Annotated in this window: 15 protein-coding genes; 9 read left to right on the forward strand and 6 right to left on the reverse strand. The window is 65.5% G+C overall.

Translation table 11 applies throughout. The features are described 5' to 3' along the window. Positions 1-53 precede the first annotated feature (53 nt). Positions 54-815 (forward strand): TetR/AcrR family transcriptional regulator, encoded by a 762-nt coding sequence (locus J7I79_RS18725; RefSeq protein ID WP_374953657.1) that lies wholly within the window; start codon positions 54-56, stop codon positions 813-815. Between the two features lie 30 nt (positions 816-845). Continuing rightward, the gene (locus J7I79_RS18730; protein ID WP_214955753.1) at positions 846-2,960 is read left to right on the forward strand and encodes an acyl-CoA dehydrogenase; all 2,115 of its coding nucleotides are present in this window, start codon (positions 846-848) and stop codon (positions 2,958-2,960) included. Between the two features lie 131 nt (positions 2,961-3,091). On the opposite strand, the gene glgA is transcribed toward J7I79_RS18730, so the two are convergent. Next, positions 3,092-4,288, reverse strand: a complete 1,197-nt coding sequence (gene glgA / locus J7I79_RS18735; RefSeq protein WP_214955755.1) for a glycogen synthase — start codon at positions 4,286-4,288, stop codon at positions 3,092-3,094. Between the two features lie 102 nt (positions 4,289-4,390). On the opposite strand from glgA, the gene glgC reads away from it, so the two are divergent. From glgC to J7I79_RS18750, 3 genes are all read left to right on the forward strand, one after another. After that, the gene (gene glgC, locus J7I79_RS18740; RefSeq protein ID WP_214955757.1) at positions 4,391-5,788 is read left to right on the forward strand and encodes a glucose-1-phosphate adenylyltransferase; all 1,398 of its coding nucleotides are present in this window, start codon (positions 4,391-4,393) and stop codon (positions 5,786-5,788) included. A gap of 70 nt (positions 5,789-5,858) precedes the next feature. Continuing rightward, positions 5,859-7,310, forward strand: a complete 1,452-nt coding sequence (locus J7I79_RS18745) for an SDR family NAD(P)-dependent oxidoreductase (protein WP_214955765.1) — start codon at positions 5,859-5,861, stop codon at positions 7,308-7,310. A gap of 100 nt (positions 7,311-7,410) precedes the next feature. After that, positions 7,411-7,872, forward strand: coding sequence for a pyridoxamine 5'-phosphate oxidase family protein (locus tag J7I79_RS18750; RefSeq protein ID WP_214955767.1), 462 nt, complete (start codon positions 7,411-7,413; stop codon positions 7,870-7,872). Positions 7,873-7,893: 21 nt separating this feature from the next. Here the strand turns inward: J7I79_RS18750 and J7I79_RS18755 are convergent, their stop codons facing one another. Then, on the reverse strand, positions 7,894-8,337 hold the full coding sequence (locus J7I79_RS18755; RefSeq protein WP_214955769.1) for a universal stress protein: 444 nt from the start codon (positions 8,335-8,337) through the stop codon (positions 7,894-7,896). 271 nt (positions 8,338-8,608) lie between these two features. On the opposite strand from J7I79_RS18755, the gene J7I79_RS18760 reads away from it, so the two are divergent. Further along, a complete protein-coding gene (locus tag J7I79_RS18760) occupies positions 8,609-9,373 on the forward strand; it encodes a response regulator transcription factor (protein ID WP_214955771.1) in 765 nt (254 codons plus the stop codon). On the opposite strand, the gene J7I79_RS18765 is transcribed toward J7I79_RS18760, so the two are convergent. Next, on the reverse strand, positions 9,370-11,070 hold the full coding sequence (locus J7I79_RS18765; RefSeq protein ID WP_214955822.1) for a GAF domain-containing sensor histidine kinase: 1,701 nt from the start codon (positions 11,068-11,070) through the stop codon (positions 9,370-9,372). The genes J7I79_RS18760 and J7I79_RS18765 overlap by 4 nt on opposite strands. A 156-nt stretch (positions 11,071-11,226) precedes the next feature. Between J7I79_RS18765 and J7I79_RS18770 the strand changes: the two genes are divergently transcribed. Further along, positions 11,227-11,712, forward strand: a complete 486-nt coding sequence (locus J7I79_RS18770) for a pyridoxamine 5'-phosphate oxidase family protein (RefSeq protein ID WP_214955773.1) — start codon at positions 11,227-11,229, stop codon at positions 11,710-11,712. 9 nt (positions 11,713-11,721) lie between these two features. Here the strand turns inward: J7I79_RS18770 and J7I79_RS18775 are convergent, their stop codons facing one another. The 3 genes from J7I79_RS18775 to J7I79_RS18785 all read right to left on the reverse strand — a co-directional run bounded on the left by J7I79_RS18775 (position 11,722) and on the right by J7I79_RS18785 (position 15,134). Further along, entirely contained in the window at positions 11,722-12,573 is an 852-nt protein-coding gene (locus tag J7I79_RS18775) for a transglutaminase family protein (RefSeq protein ID WP_214955775.1), read from the reverse strand. Beyond that, positions 12,570-13,496, reverse strand: coding sequence for an alpha-E domain-containing protein (locus J7I79_RS18780; protein ID WP_104174221.1), 927 nt, complete (start codon positions 13,494-13,496; stop codon positions 12,570-12,572). The genes J7I79_RS18775 and J7I79_RS18780 overlap by 4 nt, the downstream gene beginning before the upstream one ends. An 81-nt stretch (positions 13,497-13,577) precedes the next feature. Continuing rightward, positions 13,578-15,134, reverse strand: a complete 1,557-nt coding sequence (locus J7I79_RS18785; RefSeq protein ID WP_104174347.1) for a circularly permuted type 2 ATP-grasp protein — start codon at positions 15,132-15,134, stop codon at positions 13,578-13,580. Between the two features lie 234 nt (positions 15,135-15,368). Between J7I79_RS18785 and J7I79_RS18790 the strand changes: the two genes are divergently transcribed. Then, a complete protein-coding gene (locus J7I79_RS18790) occupies positions 15,369-16,385 on the forward strand; it encodes a putative sulfate exporter family transporter (protein WP_251043023.1) in 1,017 nt (338 codons plus the stop codon). A gap of 60 nt (positions 16,386-16,445) precedes the next feature. Beyond that, complete coding sequence (gene pepN, locus J7I79_RS18795) at positions 16,446-19,067, forward strand: aminopeptidase N (protein ID WP_214955777.1); 2,622 nt, start codon at positions 16,446-16,448, stop codon at positions 19,065-19,067. Positions 19,068-19,076: the final 9 nt, after the last annotated feature.

Raw genomic sequence — 19,076 nt, forward strand, 5'->3', positions numbered from 1 at the left:
CTCTTGATCAACGCTGGTTACCGATACCCAGCGTACCTGATACGCTGGGTATCGTGAACATCCTCCACGTTGAACTTCCCGCGCCTTCAGGCGGTAGCGCTTCCGGCGGCACCGCGGCGGGCGGGGCCGCTTCAGGCAGTGACCCCTCGAGCGGCACTGTCGACGGGCGCGCCGCCCGCTGGCAGTCACACCGGGAGGAACGCCGGCGTGAACTCATCAAGTCCGCGCGGAAAGCCGTCCACGCGCTCGGCAGCGATGCTTCCATGGAGGACATTGCCGCCGCCGCAGGAACGTCAAAGTCCGTGTTTTACCGCTATTTTGGCGACAAAGCCGGACTGCAGCAAGCAGTGGGCGAAGTGGTGCTCAGCCAGATGCAGCGCCGCATCCAGGAGGCCGCCCAGAGCGCACAGACACCCCGGGAGGGGCTCCTCGCCATGGTTTCGGCCTATCTCCAAATGGCCGAAACCAGCCCTAACGTCTATACGTTCGTCACCACCTACTCTTCGGGCGAGCCAGGGGCAGCTAACGCGGGCATGGCAGTAGCCGGAGCCCTCGGCCACTTCTTCGAAGAAGTGCGCGACATGATTGCCCGGCCAATGCGCGCGCACCTGGGCACCGGCAAGGAAGCCGTGATCGGTTACTGGCCCACTGCGGCCATCGGGTTAGTGCGGAACGCCGGGGAGCAGTGGCTGGGCACTCCCGAGTCCGCTGCCAAACCGTCGCAGGAAGCCATGGCCCGCCAGATCACTGCCTGGCTGTGCGTCGGCATAGCCCCGGAACTGGAAACTGTGGACCCCCAGACCCCAAACCCTTAGTGAATTGTCAGAACCAAAGAAGGAATCGACATGACTGACGTAGTTGACCGACCCGCCGGCCAGGCACGCCGACCCGCCGGCCGTACAAAGCAACCTGCCGACGGGCAGCCCGCCGTCGACGTCGCCGCCCTGGGCGAGCAACTCCTGGGCAAGTGGGCCCACATCCGCCGCCACTCGCGCGAGCTTTCGGGCCGTCCCGAACTGCATAAGACCGAGGGTCTCACCCACACCGAGCACCGGACGCGCACGTTCGGCCAGCTGAAATACCTGGTCGAGAACAAGGCCGTCCACCGGGCCTTTCCCGCAGCACTGGGCGGTTCCGACGATCACGGCGGCAACATCGCCGGGTTCGAGGAACTGGTCACGGCCGATCCGTCGCTCCAGATCAAGGCAGGGGTCCAATGGGGGCTCTTCGGCTCAGCCGTGATGCACCTGGGCACCGAGGAGCACCACGCCAAGTGGCTGCCCGGCATCATGAACCTGGACATCCCCGGCTGCTTCGCCATGACGGAAACCGGACACGGCTCGGACGTGGCCAGCATTGCCACCACGGCCACGTTCGACCCTGCCACACAGGAGTTCGTGATCCACACACCCTTCCGCGCCGCGTGGAAGGACTACATCGGCAACGCCGCAATTGACGGGCTCGGCGCCGTGGTCTTCGCCCAGCTCGTGACGAACGGCGTAAATCACGGAGTGCACGCGTTCTACGTGGACCTGCGGGATCCGGAGACCAAGGAATTCCTGCCGGGCATCGGCGGTGAGGATGACGGCGTCAAGGGTGGACTCAATGGCATCGACAACGGCCGGCTGCACTTCAGCAATGTCCGCATCCCGCGCACCAACCTGCTCAACCGCTACGGCAATGTTGATGCCGGCGGCGCCTACACCTCCCCCATCGCCAGCCCGGGCCGCCGGTTCTTCACCATGCTGGGCACCCTGGTCCAGGGCCGCGTGTCCCTGGACGGTGCTGCAGTGGCGGCCAGCAAGCTCGCCCTCAAGACCGCCATCCAGTACGCCGCCGAGCGCCGCCAGTTCAATGCCTCCTCCCACACTGACGAGGAAGTGCTGCTTGACTACCAGCGCCACCAGCGGCGGCTGTTCACCCGGCTCGCCACAACCTATGCCGCCGGCTTCGCCCACGAGCAGCTCCTGCAGAAGTTCGACGACGTCTTCTCCGGCGCACACGATACGGACGAGGACCGCCAGGACCTGGAGACCCTCGCCGCCGCACTCAAGCCGCTGAGCACATGGCACGCCCTGGATACCCTCCAGGAATGCCGGGAAGCCTGCGGCGGTGCCGGGTTCCTGATTGAGAACCGCTTCGCATCACTGCGCGCAGACCTGGATGTGTACGTCACCTTCGAGGGCGACAACACCGTGCTGCTCCAGCTGGTGGCCAAACGCCTCCTCGCGGACTACGCCAAGGAGTTCCGCACCGTCGGCGTCGGCGTGCTGGGACGCTACGTCGTGAGCCAGGCCGCCGGAGTCGCAGTGCACCGGACGGGCCTGCGCCAGGTCGCCCAGTTCGTTGCCGACACGGGGTCGGTGCAGAAGGCAGCAATCGCGCTCAGGGACGAAGAAACCCAGCGGCTGCTGCTGACCGACCGGGTACAGACCATGGTGGCCGAGGTCGGAGCCGAGCTGAAAGGCACCAACAAGATGCCCCAGCACCAGGCGGCCGCCGTCTTCAACGAGCACCAGCATGAACTGATCGAGGCGGCGCAGGCCCATGCGGAGCTCCTGCAGTGGGAGGCCTTCACGGAGGCGCTGGCCAATGTGGCTGACCCGGGTACCAGGCGCGTGCTGACATGGCTCCGGGACCTGTTCGGGCTCTCGCTCATCGAGAAAAACCTGTCCTGGTACCTCATGAACGGGCGGCTTTCGATGCAGCGCGGACGCACCGTGGGCGACTACATCAACCGGCTGCTGGCCAAGATCCGCCCGCATGCCCTGGACCTCGTGGATGCCTTCGGGTACGGGCCGGAGCACCTTCGTGCGGCCATCGCCACCGGGGCCGAGCAGATCCGCCAGGACGAGGCACGTGCGTACTTCCGGGCGCAGCGCGCCGACGGACAGGCGCCGGTGGATGAAAAGGTCCTGCTGGCCCGGCAGGTCCGGGAAGCCAAGACTCCGCGGCGGTAGCTTCGCCGGATTTCCGTAGGAAACTGCGGAAACCACGACGGCGCCGCCCCCTAAGTGAGGGCGGCGCCGTCGGCGTCTATGGCCCGCTACCAATTACCCGTGGCGATTGGCAGCGGCCGTCCGTTTCCGGTTCAGGCAAGGACCGAGCGGTACACCTCAAGTGTTGTTTCCGTGATGGACTCCCAGGAGAAGTGCTCCTCCGCTCGGCGCCGGCCCGCCTGCCCCATGGCGCGGGCACGCTCGGGATCTGACACCACTTCGGTCAGGGCAGCCGCAAATTCGGTGACGAACTTCTCGGGATCAAGCGGAGTGCCCGTCCCGTCGGTGACCTGTTCGATGTCCACGAGCAGACCGGTTTCGCCATGCTGGACAACTTCGGGAATGCCGCCGGTGGCGCTGGCCACAACGGCAGCGCCGCAGGCCATGGCTTCCAGGTTAACGATACCGAGCGGCTCGTAGATGGACGGGCAGGCAAAGGCGGTGGCATGGCTGAGCACCTGGATGAGTTCATTGCGGGGCAGCATCCGCTCAATAAGGATTACGCCGCTGCGCTGGCTTTGGAGTTCCTCGATCAGCCGTGCGGTTTCCGCAGCGAGTTCGGGCGTGTCCGCTGCGCCGAGGCACAGCACCACCTGGACGTCCGCCGGCAGCTTTGCCGCTGCACGGAGCAGGTACGGGACGCCCTTCTGGCGGGTGTTCCGGCCTACGAAGACCACACTGGGAAGTTCGGGGTCGATGCCCAGCGCCCTGATGGCGTCATCGCCCTCGTCACGCGTCCAGAGTTCGACGTCGATGCCATTGTGCACCACGCGGACTTTGGCGGGGTCGACGTCCGGGTAGCTGCGCAGAATGTCCTGCCGCATCCCCTCGGAGACGGCGATGATTGCTGCGGCGGCCTCGTAGGCGGTCTTCTCCACCCAGGAGGACAGCACGTAGCCGCCACCCAGCTGTTCGGCCTTCCAGGGGCGCAGCGGCTCGAGGCTGTGGGCGCTCAGGACATGCGGGATGCCGTGGAGCAGCGATGCCAGATGGCCGGCCATGTTGGCATACCACGTGTGCGAATGGACCAGGTCCGCTCCTGCGATGTCCGGAACGATCCGCAGGTCCACGCCCAGGGTCTGGACGGCGGCATTGGCCGCACCCAGGTCCTCCGGAACCGAGTAGGACGTCACTTTGGCCCCGTGATAGTCGGGATCCCGGGGCGCACCGAAGGCGCGCACCTGCAAATCCACATGTTTGGCCAGGACGCGGCTTAATTCAGCCACGTGGACGCCGGCGCCACCGTAGATCTCGGGCGGGAACTCTTTAGTCACAATGTCTATTCGCACGTTACCCAAGGTAGTCCTTCCGGCGTATCTGTTCTAGTGTGAAGGGGTCCGGGCATGCCGGACTTTTTGGGGTAGTTACGAAGGCGTACAGGAGCGACCATAATGCCGTTGAATAAGAAAGTCCTGGCTATTGTCCTCGCCGGAGGCGAGGGAAACCGTCTGATGCCATTGACGGCTGACAGGGCTAAACCCGGCGTGCCGTTTGCCGGGAGTTACCGGCTTATCGACTTCGCGCTATCAAACCTCGTAAATTCGCGCTATCTCCAGATAGTGGTGCTCACGCAATATAAATCGCATAGCCTGGACCGCCATATTTCCGAAACCTGGCGGATGTCCACGCAGCTGGGCAATTATGTTGCTTCGGTTCCGGCGCAGCAACGTGTCGGCAAGAGCTGGTTCCTTGGCAGCGCCAACGCCATCTACCAGTCCCTGAACCTGATCCGTGACGCCAACCCGGACATTGTGGTGGTGGTTGGTGCGGACCACGTTTACCGTATGGACTTCGCCCAGATGGTGGCGCAGCATGTGGCCAGCGGGGCGAAGGCCACCGTGGCTGCAGTGCGGCAGCCGCTGAACATGGCCGACCAGTTCGGTGTCATCGAAGTGGACCAGAACGATCCGCAGAAGATCGCCGCTTTCGTGGAGAAGCCTTCCTCGACGCCGGGCCTGGCAGCCGATCCCACACAGTTCCTGGCGTCCATGGGGAACTATGTCTTCAACGCCGACGCCCTGGTGGAGGCCCTGCACGTTGACGCCGAGCGACTGGACACCAAGCACGACATGGGCGGGGACATCATCCCTTACTTCGTCGGCCAGGGTGAAGCGGGAGTCTACGACTTCACGCTGAACGAGATTCCGGGTTCCACCGAACGGGACCGGACCTACTGGCGGGACGTGGGAACCATCGATTCCTTCTACGATGCCCACATGGACCTGATCTCGCCGCTGCCGGTGTTCAACCTTTACAACTCCGAATGGCCCATCTACACGCGCCAGAGCATTTCCCCGCCGGCCAAGTTCGTCCGCGGCGGCAACAACACAGTGGGAACCGCCCTGGATTCCATCGTGGCCAGCGGCGTGGTCATCTCAGGCGGCATCGTGGAGGGCTCCGTGCTGTCCAACGATGTCTACGTGAGCACGTCAAGCCGCGTGGTGGATTCGGTGCTGATGGACAAGGTGCAGATCGGCGAGGGCGCCGTGGTCAACCGCGCCATCATCGACAAGAATGTCAAGGTGCCCGCGGGCGCCGCGATCGGCCTGGATCCGGACCTCGACCGCGCCCGCGGCTTCAAGGTGACGGACTCCGGCATCACGGTTCTTTCCAAGGGCCAGCATGTCCCTGAGCCGGACGCAGCGGAACGGGAGCTTTCAGCGGCCAACCTGCACCTGGTTCCCAACGCGGTGAAGGCGGCAACGCAGAATTTGCCGTCGGTGAGGGAGTCCGTGGAGATGGTTGGGGAAGCCCACGCCGCGGCCGTGCGCGTGCCTGCCGCCGACTAGGAGTCGTTCAGCAACAATCCCTAAACCCTGACGGCAGGCCGGAAGCCTCCCAGGCTGTAAAATCGGAACAATGAACTCCCCCGATTTGACGCCTGAGGACATCCAGGCCTGCCTCAAGGTTTTAAACACCATCCATGCCTACGACGAGGAACACCCTGACTACGTCTCGGTTCGCCGCGCCACCGGCAAGATGTTCAAGGCTGTCAAGCGCCACCGCCGGGTCACCAAACGCGACCTGATCGCTGAATCGGACCGCGCCGTCATCGCGCAGACGGCCACTGCGGCCCCGGACCGGATCGATGACGAGACCCGTGGGAACAAGCTGGAGCCCTCGGCGACCGGCAACGTGGCAGGGCACCTCATCAGGTCCCGCCCCTGCTACATCTGCAAGAGGCACTACACGCAGGTTGATGCCTTCTACCATCAGCTGTGCCCTGAGTGCGCCGCGTTCAGCCACAGCAAGCGCGATGCACGCACCGACCTCACTGGCCGGCGCGCACTGCTCACGGGCGGGCGCGCCAAAATTGGAATGTACATCGCCCTCCGGCTGCTTCGGGACGGCGCTCACACCACCATCACCACACGCTTCCCGAAGGATGCAGCGCGTCGTTTCGCGGCGATGGAGGACAGCGGGGACTGGCTCCACAGGCTGAGGATCGTGGGCATCGACCTCCGCGATCCCTCCCAGGTGATGGCCCTGACCGATTCGCTCGACGCGGCAGGCCCGCTGGACATCATCATCAACAACGCGGCCCAGACCGTTCGCCGGTCCGGTAACGCGTACAAACCGCTGGTTGACGCCGAGGATGAGCCCTTGCCGGCAGCACTGGAACCAGCCAACGGGGGTCCCGAACTGGTGACGTTTGGCCACGCCCACGACAAGCACCCCCTCGCCCTCGCCAGCAGCGTCACGGAGCATCCCGTCCTCGCCGGAGATGCCATTACGTCCCTCGCCCTCTCCACGGGGTCCGCATCGCTGGAACGGATTGCCTCCGGCACGGCCATCGACGCCGGCGGGCTGGTCCCGGACCTGGCCGCGATCAACAGCTGGACGCAGGTGGTGGACGAAGTGGACCCCCTGGAGATGCTCGAGGTTCAGCTCTGCAACGTGACTGCACCGTTCCTGCTGGTGAGCCGGCTGCGCGGCGCCATGAAACGCTCCACCGCGCACCGGAAGTACATCGTGAACGTCTCCGCCATGGAGGGGCAGTTCTCCCGCGCCTATAAGGGCCCTGGCCACCCCCATACGAACATGGCCAAAGCGGCGCTGAACATGATGACGCGCACCAGTGCGCAGGAAATGCTGGATGCCGACGGAATCCTGATGTCGGCGGTGGACACCGGATGGATCACGGACGAGCGCCCCCACTACACCAAGGTCCGGCTCATGGAGGAAGGCTTCCACGCGCCGCTGGACCTGGTTGACGGCGCTGCGAGGGTCTACGATCCCATCGTCATGGGTGAAAACGGCGAAGACCAGTACGGCGTCTTCCTCAAGGACTACAAACCGAGCCCGTGGTAGCAGGAACTCCCCAACCACTCGCATAGCAGCGGGCTGTCGGAGCGCTGCAAGGCCTTATGGCCCTAATGGGCGTGCCGGAGGGACCGTAACGTGGGTCTACATGAACACGATGACGCCCGAGGGCCAGCTGTCCATTGACCAGTGTTGGGACTTTCTCGACACGGAGACGGTCGGGAGGATCGCGCTAATTGTTGATGGCCATCCGGAAATCTTCCCGGTCAACTTCGTGCTTCAACGCCGCACCATCGTCTTCCGGACAGCCGGCGGAACCAAGCTTTGGGCGGCCCTGACGTCCAAACCTGTGGCTTTCGAAATTGACGGCTATGACGCCCATGAAGAGATGGCCTGGAGCGTGGTTGCCCGCGGCGAATCCGAACTGATCGAGAGCCAGGGGGAGAAGGAGCAGGTGGACGCACTCTTCCTGGAGCCATGGCAGCCCGGTGACAAGGACTACTACGTCCGGCTCGCGCCCAAGGCCCTGACCGGTCGGCGTTTCAAGGTCAAGAAGCCGGACCTGTGGAACACCCGGCTGTCCGATCCCCGGCGCGCCGCCTTCGAGTAGGGACCCGGTCGGGTACCCGGGTCAGTGCTTTTCAGGCGTGTGGACCACCAGGACAGGGCAATGGGCGTGGGCAACGCAGGCCGAACTCACCGAACCCAGCAGCAGCCCTCCGAAGCCGCCGTGACCGCGTCTTCCGACCACCAGCATGTCGGCGGTCCGGCTGGCATCAATGAGGGTGTGCCGGGGGCGTCCCTGCACCAGACGGGTCTCGATGTTCGTGGGCGTTTCCGGCCCAAAGGCCTTGTCTACCGACTCTTGGAGGATCTCCCCGGCACGCACGTCGAAGTCGTTGGTGCCCATGGCCACATAGCCGTCATATACCGGCGGGTAATCCCAGCACGCCAGCGCCACAACATGCGCTCCGAGGCCCACCGCCAGCCCTTGGGCATGCTTCAGCGCTTCCACCGACGCCTCGGAGCCGTCCACTCCGACAACGATCGTGCGGACGTCCCTGGCCTCGTTCATTTCTTCCCCTTTCGCGTCCGGCTCCCGCGGGCCGGAGCCCGACGGGAGCTGGCGGGCGTAGTTCAAGGATGTGTGCCGGGAGCGCGGGCAGGTAGGGCCTAAAGTCATGCCCGGTGGGTCCAAGGGCCCTTGTTGCACTCATGGCCGTGAACGAGAATGGCAGAGCCGGATGACGGTAACCGAGTCCGGACAGACATAATGGGACTTGCACCGTACCGGCACGCCGACTGCGGACCGACATTGGCAGCTCCGGCCGCCGGACAGGAGGACCATGATTCCCAGGGCAGACCAGCGTCCCTCCGCGCAAGGTATGCATACTGACCTGATCCGCGTGTTCATCCTCGATGACCACGAACTTGTCAGGCGGGGGTTGCAGGAGCTCCTCGAAGGTGAGGGCTTCCACGTTGTGGGCAGTTCGGGTTCCGCTGTTGAGGCGACGCGGCGCATTCCCGCCCTGCACCCTGACGTAAGCGTGCTCGACGCCCGCCTTCCCGACGGAACGGGCATCGAAGTCTGCAGGGATGTCCGGTCGGTGGATCCGAACCTGAACTGCCTCATCCTGACGAGTTTTGACGATGAGCAGGCCTTGCGGGGGGCGGTACTCGCCGGCGCCCGCGGATACGTCTTGAAGGAGATCGGCGGCACGGACCTGATCGGCGCAATGCGCCGTGCCGCTGCAGGAGAGTCACTGTTCGACGACGGCGTGGCGGCGAGCATCGTCGAAAGCCTCGTCGCTCCCCAGCAGGTGGATCCAAGGATTGCGGGGCTCACACCACAGGAACGCCGGGTGCTGGAACTCGTGGGCGGTGGCCTCACCAACCGGCAGATCGCGGCTGAAATGTTCCTGGCGGAGAAGACCGTAAAGAACTATGTGTCCTCGCTCCTGGCGAAGCTGGGCTTCGAACGGCGAACGCAGGCTGCGGTGTACATCGCCAACAACGCAATGCCCGGCCCGTTTGCCTCGGGGCACTCCGGTCCGGCCCATTCCACCGCCGCCCACTCCCCCGCCACCGATTCTGAAGGCCACCGGCACTAAAGCGGGACTGACCACTCCAGGCTGGTTCCAGCGTCGGGGGCGCTGGTGATGGTGCAGGTACCTTCAAGTATCCTGGCGCGCTCGTCCATGTTGTTGAGCCCGTTGCGCTTCGCCGAGTCCCTGAACCCGCGGCCGTTGTCGGTGACCAGGACGGTCATCCTGCCCTTCAGCGCCGAAACGGATACCTCGATCAAGTCTGCGCCCGAGTGGCGGATGGCGTTGCTCAGGCCTTCGGAAACAACAGCCACCACATGGTTGGCCGTGTCCGGCAGGACTGAGTCGACAGGGCCTTCCAGGTTCAGCCCGGGTGTGAAAGCCATGGACTTGGATGCGCTCCGCGTGACCCGCCGCAGCCTTCCGCTGAGAAGCTCGGTGTCCCCGTTGCCGGTCCGGAGCGAGTAGATGGTGTCCCGCAGGCTGCGGATTGCCTCATCCAGTTCCCCGGTGATCGCGCCGATCCGTTCCAGCGCCAGCCCCTCCTTGGTGAAGCGGGTCAGGCTCTGGACGCTCAGGCCGGCGGCGAATAGCCGCTGGATCACGAGGTCATGAAGGTCGCGGGCAATGCGGTCCCGGTCGGTGAAGACAAGCAGTTCTTCCCGCAGGCGGTGGACCCTGGCGAGTTCAAGCGCCAAAGCGACGTGGGACCCAAAAACAGCCCCCATCTCCACGTCCGTGCGGCCGTAGGCGCCTGCCCCGGCGTCGCGGACCAGGAGGAGCAGTCCGTGATGGGCGCCCTGGGTGCTGAGAGCCACCGCGAGGAGCGGACCGGTCACGGTCCCCTCCAGCACGCCCAGAACATCCGCGGCATTGTCCACGAGAAGCGGTTCACCTCCGGCAAGAACCGTCTGCAGGGGTTCCGACTCCAGCGAGAGCGGCAGACCCGAAAACAAATCCGCGTCTTTGCCGTCGGCCCCGGCCACAACGTAGCCGACGCCATCCGCAGACGGTGCGACGATCAGAGCCAGCCTGGACCCGGATTCCCGCAGCGCCCTCCCGGCAATGGGATCAAGGCCCTCTGACGAGGATGCGGGATCACTCCCCAGCATCAGCCCGGAGACATCCATGCAGGCCTCAAGCCACTGCGCGCGGCGCCGGGCGTCGTCGTACAGCCGCGCGTTCTCAATGGCTACACCTGCCGCCGCAGCCAGGGCAACGGCAAGCTCCTCGTCCTCTACGGTGAAATCGCCGCCGCCCTCCTTTTCCGTCAGGTACAGGTTGCCAAAAACGACATCGCGGACCCGCACCGGAACACCGAGGAATGACTGCATGGGCGGGTGGTGTTTGGGAAAGCCGTAGGCTTCAGGGTGGCGACGAAGGTCTTGGAGCCGCAGCGGCCTGGGATCGGAGATCAGCAATCCCAAGACGCCATGGCCGGTTGGGAGGGGGCCAATCTGCTTGGCCAGTTCGCCGTCGATCCCGACTGTGATGAAGTGGCTAAGGGCGCGGTCATCACCAATAACACCCAGGGCTCCATAGCGGGCGTGCAGCAGTTGGCAGGCAGACTGGACAACACGCTCCAGGACGGCGTCCAGGCTCAAATCCTCCGCGACCGCCACGACGGCTTCGAGCAGGCCTCCCATGCGCTCCTGGAATTGGAGGAGTTCACCGGCCCGTGAAACGAAATCCTTGAGCAGGTCTTCGATCCTCAGGCTGCCCGCTGTTGTATACCGTTCGGGACCGTCGCCATTGCCATGCATATCCACAACCCGACTCCTGACCGTATCCGTCCGCTCCGGCGGCGTGAGGCCAGAATACCGTTAAGCCTCAATTCCGGGCGGCGGAAATGTGCGTTGGGCCGGCATTGGGCCATTGTGCCCTAGCTTGCCTGGTGTTCCTTGCCTAGGCTCGGCGTCATGAGCACAGATCGGAAACCGGGCGCTGATACTCCGTACGAGGTCGAAAAACTTGACAGCCATGAATGCTGGCGGTTGCTGCGGAGCGTCTCATTGGGCCGGTTGGCCGTCTGGGTGGATGACCACCCGGACATTTTCCCCATCAACTTCACAGTGGACCACGGCACGCTGGTCTTCCGTACGGCGGAAGGCACCAAGCTGCAGTCAGCGACCGGCGAAACTCCCGTAGCCGTGGAGGCCGACGGCGTGGACTCAGACTCCGGGATCGCCTGGAGCGTGGTGGTCAAGGGCCAGGCCGCCGCCGTCAAGAATCCGCAGGACGTTCTGGACACCGTGGGGCTGCTGCTGTTCCCCTGGCAGGCCGGAACGAAGGAGCACTTTGTCCGGATCACCCCGGACGCGGTCACGGGCCGCCGTTTCAAGGTCGCTCCCGCGCTGACCTGGTGGACGCCGCTCGATGACGCCACCCGGTCTGCAGAAGAATAATGCGCGGGCTTAGGCCAGGCGCGTGATTTCCACGCTGACGTTCAGCGCGGAACCACCGCCGCCGGACAGGATGCCCTTGAGCGGCGGCACATCCCGGTAGTCGCGGCCACGTGCCACCGTGACATGGAAATCACCGGCCGGTTTGTGGTTGGTCGGATCCCAACTGCGCCATTCACCGTCCCACCACTCCAGCCACGCGTGGGACTGGCCAGCCACCGTCTCGCCGATGTCCGCCGTCGAACGCGGGTGAAGGTAGCCGGAAACGTACCGGGCGGGAATCCCGCAGCTGCGCAGCGCTCCGACAGCGAGATGCGCCAGGTCCTGGCAGACGCCCTGGCGCTGGCCCCACGCCTGCGCCGCGTTGGTGGTGACCCCGGTGGAGCCCTTCATGTAGGTCATCTCCCCGCGCATCCATTCGAAGATGGCCATGGCTGCCCCGTGCGGGTTCCGGCCTTCAACGATCCCCGGAATAATGCCGAGGACTTCGTCTCCCGGACCACTCAGGCGGGACTGCGGGACCCAGTCGCTGAACTGGTTGAGCGTCTCGGACGCCTGCAGCACGTCCCAGGAGACGATGTCGCCCTCGGCGGGGACGCGCTCAGCGCGGTGGACTTCGACCGTGGTGGTGGCAACTACCTCAAGGTACTCGTGCGGCATCTGCATGTCGAAGGCCGTAACACGCGTGCCCCAATAGTCGCGGTAGCTGCTAACGGCGGCCTGCGACGGCGCAACTTTCATGGATGATTCCAGCACCACCTGCTGCGGATCCGTCAGCGGCGTCATGCGGGCTTCGTTGTATGAGAGCGTGACGCGCTTGTTGTACTTGTAGCCGGTCTTGTGAATGATGCTCAGCCGGGTCATGAAACTTCTCCCACCCAGGCCAGTTCGTCCGCCTGATTGAAGTACTTACGGGAAATTGCGTCCGAAGCCTGCGACACAGCCTTCTGGACGCGCTCCATGTGCTCCGGCAGTTCGGACATGAGGTCGTCCGTGCGGTGGAACTCAAGGAAGGTGCGGGCCTGGCCCACGATCCGGCGGGCGTCGTTGATGAAGCCGACGCGCTGCGCGGAGGGATCGAGCTTGGCCAGGCAGTCGTCCGCATCCCGCAGGGCATAGACGATGGAGCGCGGGAATAGCCGGTCCAGCAGCAGGAACTCGGCGGCATGCTGGTCGCCGAAGGCGGCGCGCCGGGTCCGCAGGAAGGACTCATAGGCGCCGGCGCAACGGAGCATGTTCACCCACGACATGCCGGCGGAGAGCACATCGCGGGTCGACAGCATGCGGGCCGTCATATCGGCACGCTCCAGGGAGCGTCCCAGTGCCAGGAACAGCCAGCTGTCGTCGTGGCTGACGGTGGTGTCCGCCAGCCCGCTCACCATGGCCGTGCGTTCCAGCACCCAGTGGCAGAACCGGTAGGTGCCCACCACGTCCTTGCGGTGCTGGTTCAGCCCGTAGTACGTGGTGTTCAGGCTCTCCCAGAGCCCGGACGAAACCGTTTCGCGGGCACGGCGGGCGTTTTCGCGGGCAGCGCCCAGCGAACCCGCAATGGACGTGGCACTCTGTTTGTCGTAGGCGAGGGCGTGCAGCAGCTCCTCGAGGCCGAACTCGTCGCTCTCGGGCCGGGCCCCCATGACGGCCAGGAGTTCCCGCGCAACGTTGTCCCGCTCCTCCGTGGGCAGGTGGTTGAGCCGCTCAAGGTGGACATCCAGGATGCGGGCGGTGCCATCCGCCCGCTCCACATAGCGGCCGATCCAAAATAGGGACTCGGCAATACGGCTAAGCATTTGCGGCTTCCTCCTGCGGGTCCGAAATCTGCATGAACGTGAATGGTGAAAATGGTGCGGGCTGCACCGGACGGCGGCGGCTCACTGCTGCTGCTCCGTCTGGCGGTCGCGCCAGTTGCTTTCGACCGGCCACACCGAAACCCGCTCGCGGACGGTGATGGACGGCCTTGGCAGGAGTTCCACCGGAACCTCGGGAGAGTCAGACAGCACCCAGGTGTCCTTGGACCCGCCGCCCTGGCTGGAATTGACGATCAGCGAGCCCTCCTTGAGGGCCACGCGGGTCAGTCCGCCGGGGAGCACCCACACGTCGTCGCCGTCGTTGACGGCAAACGGACGCAGGTCGACGTGCCGAGGGCCAAACTTATCACCGCTGAGGGTGGGAACCGTAGACAGCTGCAGGACCGGCTGCGCAATCCAGCCGCGGGGATCGGCGATGACGCGCTTGCGCAGGGCTTCGAGTTCGTCCTTGGTCGCATCGGGCCCGATGACCAGGCCCTTGCCGCCCGAGCCGTCCACCGGTTTGACCACCAGTTCATCCAGCCTGTCAAGGACGTGCTCGCGCGCCTCCTTCTCCTCCAGCCGGAACGTGTCGACATTCGCGATCACGGGCTCTTCACTGAGGTAATAGCGGATGAGGTCAGGCACGTAGCTGTACACGAGCTTGTCGTCAGCCACGCCGTTGCCCACGGCATTGGCGATGGTTACGCCGCCAGCGCGGGCGGCATTCACCAGGCCGGGGCAGCCCAGCATGGAATCGGCACGAAACTGCAGCGGATCGAGGAAGTCATCGTCGATCCGCTTGTAGATGACATCGACGCGCTGCTCGCCGGCGGTGGTCCGCATGTACACGCGGTTGCCGCGGCAGATGAGGTCACGGCCCTCCACGAGCTCCACGCCCATCAGGCCTGCCAGCAGGGTGTGCTCGAAGTACGCGCTGTTGAACACTCCGGGGGTAAGGACCACTACCGTGGGGTCGTCGACCCCGGAGGGTGCCGTCTTGCGGAGCGCGGACAGCAGCCGGCGCGGGTACTCTTCGACCGGACGGATCAGTTGCTGGCCGAAAGCCTCAGGCAGGCCCTTGGCCATGGCCCGGCGGTTTTCCAGTACGTAACTGACGCCCGAGGGCACCCGCACGTTGTCTTCCAGCACCCGGAAGGTTCCCGCCGCGTCACGGACGACGTCGATCCCGGAAATGTGAACTCGGACTCCGCCGGCCGGCTCAAAGCCGTGGACCTGGCGGTGGAAGTGGGCACTCGTGGTGACAAGCTGGCGCGGAATGACGCCGTCGGCAACGACGGTCATCTTGTCGTAGACGTCATTGAGGAAGGCTTCCAGCGCCCGGACCCGCTGCGCAACTCCCCTTTCGAGGACGCTCCATTCATCGGCCGGGATCACCCGGGGCACGATGTCCAGGGGAAACGGCCGTTCCTCCCCTGCGAAGTCGAAGGTGACGCCGCGGTCCAGGAACGTCCGCGCCATCGAGTCGGCACGGGCGGTGACGTCGGCGAGGGAAAGCTCACGAAGAGCCCCTGCGACCTGCCCGTAGGACTTCCTGGCTTGTTGGCCGGGGGTAAACATCTCGTCGTAGGCACCGGTGCGGCCGGCAGCCTCGGAGTAATCCTGGAATAGGTCAGACATGGTCACTAGCCAACCACCTTTTTGTTTCGTATTCATTACTGGTGCCCATTGTGGCGTGTTGGAGCCACCCCCTCCGGTTCGTGTTTTTCCGCACATGTCCGGCAAGGTAGGTGAGTGCCACTGCCCAGATTCCCCGCCGCCCCCCTGGGGCGGATCTCCGCACGGATCCCACCCATCGTGCCGGGACTTCTTACTGCCGTTTTCGCCGTCGGGGTGGCCTTTACCGTACACGCAATGGTGTCGGTCCTGCCTGCCATGACTGTCGCCGTGGTGCTGGGACTGCTTGCCGCCAACCTGCCGGGCACGGGAACGTGGGTTGCAGGCGGGGCACGCAGCGGGCTCGACTTCGCGGGGAAGCACCTGATGAGGGCCGGCATCGTGGTCCTCGGCCTGAAAGTCAGCGTCATGGACGTCCTTGGGCTCGGCTGGCAGGCGCTGCTGCTCATCACCGGGGTGGTCCTGGTGAGTTTCGCAGGGACCTACGGGATATCGCGGATGTTCCGGCTGACCCGTGACGCATCGCTGCTGATCGCCACGGGTTTCTCCATCTGTGGCGCCTCTGCCATCGGTGCCATGGCCGCGGTCCGCAGGATCCGGCATGTGGACACCGTCCTGCCGGTGGCGCTGGTAACCCTGTGCGGCACGCTGGCCATCGGCGTCCTGCCGCTCCTCCTGCACCCGCTGCAGCTCACGCCCGAGGTGTTCGGCGCATGGACCGGCGCATCGGTGCACGACGTCGGCCAGGTGGTGGCCACAGCGCAGACCGCAGGAACCGGAGCCCTGGCGATCGCCGTCGTCGTCAAGCTGACCAGGGTGATCCTGCTTGCCCCCATAGTGGCCGCCGCCGGTGTCCACCAGCGGACGGTCATCAGCCGGGACGCGCGCAACGGGGCAGCGCTGAACGGAACCGTTGAAAACGGGGCCGGCCTGAGCCGGACCGGCGTGGCAGGCGATCCGGACACGGACGGCGCGGAGCTCCGGCTGCCACCGGTTGTTCCGCTGTTTGTCATCGGCTTTGTGGCCATGGTGGGTCTGCGCTCCACGGGCTGGCTGTCCCCCGGGTGGCTGGAGTCGGCGGCCGCAGTACAGGACCTGCTGCTGGGCACGGCGCTGTTCGGCCTGGGTTCGGCAGTCCGCGTGCAGACCCTGCTGCATACCGGGGCGAGGGCACTGCTGGCCGCCCTCGCGGCGTGGCTGCTGATCGCGCTCCTGGGCCTCGGGGCCGCAGTGCTGATCGTCCAGCCCTACTGACTGCCCGCGCTGACTGCCGGCGCGCGAATGCCGGGGCAGGGCTCGTGATTCAATAGCTTGGTGTCGAATGAGAACCTGCACCGCGATGAAGCGGCAATACGCTCAGCCCTGATCACCACCCACAGCTACGACGTTTCGCTTGACGTCCGCCTGGCGCAGGATCCGGAGGTCCGCGGATACACCAGCCGCAGCGTCATCCATTTTTCGGCGCAGGAACCGGGCGCGTCCACCTTCCTGGACTTCGTCAGCAGCGACGTGCACAGCGTTTTCCTGAACGGAAAGGGGCTCTCCGTCAAGGACGTAGTGGACGGATCCCGCATCCGGCTGGACAACCTCCAGGCGGACAACCAGGTAACCGTCACCGGGACGGCGCTTTACAGCACCTCCGGCGAGGGCATGCACCGCTTCTTCGATCCGGCGGACGGCCAGTGCTACCTCTACACCCAATACGAGCCTGCCGATGCCCGCCGCGTGTTTGCAAACTTTGAACAGCCCGACCTCAAGGCGGAGTTCACCTTCCACGTGATGGCGCCGTCGGACTGGCAGGTCGCCTCCAACGGCGCCGAAGCCGGCCGCACCCAGCTGACCAGCGATCCGGCAACCAGCCGGTGGGACTTCGCGCCCACGGGGCGGATGTCCACCTACATCACCACCGTCCTGGCCGGGCCGTACTTCAGGGCGGAGGACCACTGGAGCGGAACCCTCGACGACGGGACCGCCCTGGAGGTCCCCCTGGCGCTGTACTGCCGCGCATCCATGGCCGGGTCCTTCGACACCGACCACCTGTTCCAGCTCACCAAGCGGGGACTCGGGTTCTTCAACAACCTGTTCGACTATCCGTATCCCTGGGGCAAGTACGACCAGGCCTTCGTGCCCGAATACAACCTTGGTGCCATGGAAAACCCCGGGCTGGTCACCTTCACCGAAAACTACGTCTTTACGTCGCGGGCGGCCGACTCCCAGTACCAGGGACGGGCGAACACCCTCATGCACGAAATGGCGCACATGTGGTTCGGCGACCTCGTGACCATGCAGTGGTGGGACGACCTCTGGCTCAAGGAATCCTTTGCCGACTACATGGGCACCCTGGGCGTGGACCGCGCCACGGACTGGGATACGGCCTGGGTGAACTTCGCCAACAACCGCAAGGCCTGGGCCTATGTCCAGGACCAGCTGCCCACCACCCACCCGATTGTTGCCGACATTCCGGACCTGGAGGCAGCCAAGCAGAATTTCGACGGCATCACGTATGCCAAGGGTGCGTCCGTGCTGAAGCAACTCGTGTCCTATGTCGGTTTCGAGGCGTTCATCGCCGGTTCGCGCCGGTATTTCCGGGACCACGCCTACGGCAACACCACCCTGGCCGACCTGCTGGCCGCCCTGGGCGAGGCATCGGGCCGGGACCTGACCCTGTGGGCCCGCCAGTGGCTGCAGACCTCGGGGATCTCCACCCTCACTGCCGAAATCGAAGAGCACGACGGCGTGCTCGGCAGCGTTGCCCTCGTCCAGGACGCTGTGGACCCCACCACGGGACGCCAGGAACTGCGGCCGCACCGGCTTCGGATCGGGCTCTACGATTTCAACGCCGACGGCGCGCTGGTCAGGGTGGACAGCGTGGAGACGGATCTGGCGGGCGGCCGCACGGTCGTGACGGAGCTCGAGGGCAGGCCCGTACCGGCGCTCCTCCTGGTCAACGACGACGACTTCAGCTACGTGAAGGTCCGCTTTGATCCCCGCTCGGAAGCGACCGCCCGGGCGTCCCTTGGCGCCCTGCAGGATCCGATGGCACGGGCGCTCTGCTGGACGGCCCTCTGGGATGCAGCGCGCGACGCCGTGGCTCCCGCTGGCCGCTATGTTGCGGCGGTGGAGAAATTCGGCCCTGCCGAACAGGGCATCGGCGTGCTGCTGAATGTCCTGGGCAACGCGACCACTGCCATCGACCGCTATGTCCCCGTTCCGGAACGGGGTGCGGTCCGGAGCGGTTATCTCGACGCCGCTGCCCGCGAACTCGTGGCGGCCGAACCCGGGTCGGACCACCAGCTGGCCTGGGCGAGGGCACTAGCCACCACAAGCAGGCAGGCCACGGGCAGGCTGGACCTCGTGCGGGGGATTTTGGACGGGACAACGGTTGTCGAAGGCCTGGCCGTTGACCCGGAGCTCCGCTGGAGCCTGTGGCACGCCCTGGCAGCCAACGCGCAGGCGTCCGAGGCCGAGTTGGCTGCCGAACTGGCCCGCGACACCACAGCGTCCGGCCGGGCCGGCCATGCCACGGCTCTGGCTGCCCGGCCGGACTCCGCCGTCAAAGCCGCTGCGTGGGACGCGGCCGTCAACGGCACCGCTCTCTCCAACCAGCTCCTCAGCGCCACGATTGCGGGCTTCAACACCGCGCCGGACACGCTGCTGGACCCGTTCGTTGAGCCGTACTTCGATTGCCTGGAGAAAGTCTGGGCGGAGCGCAGCATCGAGATTGCCAGCCGGATCGTTCGCGGCCTGTTCCCCGTCGGGCAGGACCTCGCCGGCGGACTGCCCGAGGAGCACCCGGTCCTGGTCCGCGCCGATGACTGGCTCGCGCGGCATCCCGCGGCACCTCGGGCGCTGCGCCGCATCATCATCGAGCAGCGGAGCCATCTGCACCGTGCCCTCGAAGCCCAGGCCGCGGCGCTGCGGGCCGCCGTGTCCTAGCGCACCCGG

The organism is Arthrobacter sp. ISL-69 (assembly GCF_018613775.1).
Classification (GTDB): domain Bacteria; phylum Actinomycetota; class Actinomycetes; order Actinomycetales; family Micrococcaceae; genus Arthrobacter.